General features: G+C 59.3%; 3 protein-coding genes and 1 pseudogene. All 4 read left to right on the forward strand.

Going from position 1 to position 3838, the window contains the following annotated elements; all coding sequences use genetic code 11:
• Positions 1–477: 477 nt before the first annotated feature.
• Entirely contained in the window at positions 478–960 is a 483-nt protein-coding gene (locus tag QTI66_RS39270; protein ID WP_286565791.1) for a hypothetical protein, read from the forward strand.
• 280 nt (positions 961–1240) lie between these two features.
• The gene (locus tag QTI66_RS39275) at positions 1241–1867 is read left to right on the forward strand and encodes an ATP-dependent DNA ligase (protein ID WP_286565792.1); all 627 of its coding nucleotides are present in this window, start codon (positions 1241–1243) and stop codon (positions 1865–1867) included.
• A 254-nt stretch (positions 1868–2121) separates the two neighbouring features.
• Entirely contained in the window at positions 2122–3255 is a 1134-nt protein-coding gene (locus QTI66_RS39280) for a sensor histidine kinase (protein ID WP_286565793.1), read from the forward strand.
• 144 nt (positions 3256–3399) lie between these two features.
• Positions 3400–3726, forward strand: a pseudogene (locus QTI66_RS39285) (IS110 family transposase); the annotation flags it as partial.
• Positions 3727–3838 lie beyond the last annotated feature (112 nt).

Below are 3838 nucleotides of genomic sequence, written 5' to 3' on the forward strand. Positions count from 1 at the left end.
GTTTCTACAATCCGACGCGTCGTCATTCAACGCTCGGCTACGTCAGTCCGATAGAGTTCGAGAAAGCTCAAAAAGCTTAGGCCAGTGTCCACGAAACCGGCAGCAGCCCAGGTGCCACCACCGCCGCTCGCTTGGCGCAAACGCCAGGACCTGGTCTTCGAGCCATCGAGGTTGGGCCTGCCCTGACGACCTCCGACCAACAAAACTACCAGGATTCATTCGCACGTGGCGCAAAGCAACGGGCAGTGCGACGAAAAAGAAGTAGTTGCGTCGACCGGCCACAGTTTGCCCACCGGAAGCGTAGGGTCGTCTACGACCGCTCAGTGCTATGCGCGCTGTTTACCTATGGCGGCTGCTTGCGTAGTCACAGAGTTACCGTCATCAGAAGGAAAGTAAATCTGGTACTTCGCAACCGCGCAAAGCAAATTCGATGCTTCGCGAATCCAGTGCCTCGAGGGCTGCGTAAGGTGTTGAATCATGAGGAGTTTTGCGCCACGCTTCTCGACACCCCTGGACGCACCACGGCCGCGCGGTGCCCGGCTGCTCGAGGGCTTCAGTCCCAAGCTGGGCAGGCGGGTTCGCCTATTCGATCGTGCGACCTTCGATCAGTGGATTCGCCTGGAAGGCGATCCCACGGTGCTGTCCTTTTGTGAACGCCCTCTTCGCTTGAGTCCCACACCAGGATCTCGTCTCGTCGATTTCTGGGTTCAGCGTGACGATGGCGAACAGTTGCTGCGGCTCGTCAATGACGATGAGGATAAAACCCTGTCCCTCACCGCGAGCGACATCCCGCTGAGACGCGTCGCAGCTGCTGAGCCTGCTGCGTCCGCGATGTGGATCACCAACTGGCAGCGGATGTTGCCGACGATCGTTTCCACGCAAGCCTGGCTAAGCAAACTGACGCTCTCAATACACCAGTACGTTCATGAACCAGTGTCCCTGTCCGGCCAATTCTGTTGAAAAACTCGCCTCGAACACTGGCCCGCCCGCGATACGTGGCATTGGCCCTTTTGGTCTCGAGTCCATGAACGAATTTCGTGCTCCTCGCCAAGGGCGATGAGTTTGCGATCAAGTGCTGTCTTCTTCGGATCGTCTGCCATAAAAGTTTTCCAAGTTGTGAATGCGATCACAAGCGCGGCCAATTTGGGCGAGCCGCTGCACACGTTGAACCCAGAATCCACGAGACGCCCTCTGGTGTGCGCATTTTGCTGACAGATAAATGCCCGTTCGGAGACCATGTATGACGCTAAATGACTTCCCTCCGATGCTGCTGGACGAGCGCCCGCTCAACCTCGATGAGCCAGGTTGGATTTACGAGATCAAGTTCGATGGTTACCGGGTCACTGCGATGTTCGGGGACGGGAGATGCACCCTGCGTACACGCAAAGGTGCTGACGCCGCGCAGTGGTTCCCGGAGGTTGCTGAGCGTCTGGCCAAGGTACCTGGAGGGCCCCACGTCACGGATGGTGAGGTGTGCTTCCTTGACGATGTGGGTCGCAGTGACTTCGACAAGCTTCAGGAGCGGGCCAGAAGGCGCCGGTGGGTGCCTGAGCTCCCTGTCGTTTACTGCGTCTTCGACCTGTTGGTGGATGACGGTGATGTGATCATTGGCGAGCCACTGCACTCACGCAAGGCCCGACTGGTTGGTTGCATCCACCCAACGCCGCCGAACGTGCTCTTGGTAGGACACTTCGACGAGGGTGGCCGGAGGCTCTTCGATGAGGCGGTGCACCAGCTCAAGCTGGAGGGCCTTGTCGCCAAGCGTTCGGGAAGTGGCTACCGGCCAGGTGTGCGGTCGGCTGATTGGGTGAAGGTAAAGCGGAATGGTGCAATCCCACCAGAACGATTCAAACGCACCAAGGGATAAGGCAGCGCAGAAGTGCGTCACGAAGCGAATGACGCGCCTGGGCCCTGTGGCAACCTCCGGCCCGGCTATCGAAGGTCTGCAATGCGCCTGAGAGTGGGTTGGCCTGCGAACCATGGAGCAAGGCCGGCCAGGATATCTTCAGGGAAGAGTTCAATAGCGCCGTCCATGTAACGTGTCTCGACGTCAGCAAATTCTTGCAGTAGCGTCTAGGATGACCACGCCCACACCGGCCAGTTGGCAAGGAGAAACCTCTAATGCGCTTAGCGGATTTCATTGAGGAAAACGCGGAGCCGATTCTGGCGGCCGCGGAAGCGTTCGCCAAAACGCAGCTGCCCGCAGCCTCCTACTTGGATTCCGCTGCGTTGCGCGACCACATACCCATGATCTTGACGGCTGTGGCCAAAGACCTGCGCTTGCCGCAGTCGGCGCAGAAGCAGCTTGCTAAATCGCTCGGGCACCAGGCCGGTTTGGAGGGCGCGCCCGAAACAGCGGCCCAGACGCACGCGTTGTTGCGCGCGAAGGCCGGCTTCGATATTGCTCAACTCATAGCAGAGTACCGGGCGCTGCGCGCCTGTACCCTTCGACTGTGGTTCGATGCAGGCATGGCCATGGGGCCAGAAGTCGTCGGCGACCTCATCAGGTTCAACGAAGCGATTGACCAAGCGGTCGCCGAGTCGGTCTCACATTTCGCCGCCGAAGTGGATCGGTGGCGACACGTGTTTCTCGGCGTCCTAGGCCACGACCTACGCGGTCCGCTCAATGCAATTCTTCTTACAGCCGAAGTGCTTGCGCGGATGACCACTGAAGCGCCACTTAGCAATCACACGCGGCGGCTCATTCAGAGCGGCAAGCGCATGACGGAGCTGCTCGACGACCTTCTGGATTTCAGCCGTGCCTCACTGGGACAGGGCATTGGAATTGCTCGCGCGCCAGTCGATCTGGCAGCGGCTTGTGGTGAAGAGGTTGATCTCCTGCGGGCAGCCCTCCCCCAGGTGAAGATCGAATACGACTCGGCCGGCGACACCTCTGGCGATTTCGACGGATCTCGTGTGCGAGAAGCCTTGGGCAATCTGGTAACCAACGCCGCGCGGTACGGGACATCGGGCGCCGCCATCAAGGTCGGGCTTTTCGGCGACGCCAGCCGGGTTCGGCTTTCGGTGGCAAATAGCGGTTCGCCGATTCCTGACGAAGACATCAATGACCTGTTTAAACCGCTACGGCGAGGCCGTCTCAAAGACGAGAGCGTGGACAGCGCCAATCTCGGACTTGGCCTTTTCATCGTGCGAGAGATCGCCAAGGCCCATGGAGGCGAGATCCAAGTCAACTCCACCGCCGAAACCACGGTTTTTGCAATGGTGCTGCCGCGCTCCGGCAGACATCGTCCGTAGCGAAGGGTATCGAGCTCTTAAAGCCTGCAGCCTGTTGGCGCCGGCCGAAAAATGATAGACATCTAGCGCGCGAGGTCGGGCTCCGTTCACAGGCCTATCGTTTGGATTCCCGTTCAACCGATTGAACCCACGAAGGAGACCGACATGGAACTTTATGCGGGGATTTATTTGCACTCCAACAACAGCGTTGTGACCGTGCTTGATGAGCAGGATCGAACGGTTTGCGCGAGGCGTCTGCCGAACGATCTTGATGCCATCGTTTCGGCGCTACTGGCGTGCGCGGGTTCTGTGCGCGGCGTGGCGGTGGAGTCCAACTTCAACTGGTACTGGCTGGTCGACGGACTTCAGGCCGCGGGCTTCACTGTGCACTTGGTCAACACCGCCGCGGTCAAGCAATACGACGGGCTCAAGCACAGCGGCGATTTCAGCGACGCGCGTCATCTTGCGCACCTGTTGCGCCTGGGCATCTTGCGGGAGTGGCTAAATTCGGGGGCGTCTCCTATGAAGCAGGGATCGCGGCTGGAACTCCTACGATTCGACGGTCAGGCGGATACCAGCGCTTGAAATTGCGTATGTCTTGGCC

It is taken from the genome of Variovorax brevis (assembly GCF_030317105.1).
GTDB lineage: Bacteria > Pseudomonadota > Gammaproteobacteria > Burkholderiales > Burkholderiaceae_C > Variovorax > Variovorax brevis.

What these genes read in the sequence shown, in the direction of transcription:
- QTI66_RS39275 (WP_286565792.1), top strand. Translation starts at nt 1,241, where the DNA reads ATGACGCTAAATGACTTCCCTCCGATGCTGCTGGACGAGCGCCCGCTC.
- QTI66_RS39270 (WP_286565791.1), top strand. Translation starts at nt 478, where the DNA reads ATGAGGAGTTTTGCGCCACGCTTCTCGACACCCCTGGACGCACCACGG.
- QTI66_RS39280 (WP_286565793.1), top strand. Translation starts at nt 2,122, where the DNA reads ATGCGCTTAGCGGATTTCATTGAGGAAAACGCGGAGCCGATTCTGGCG.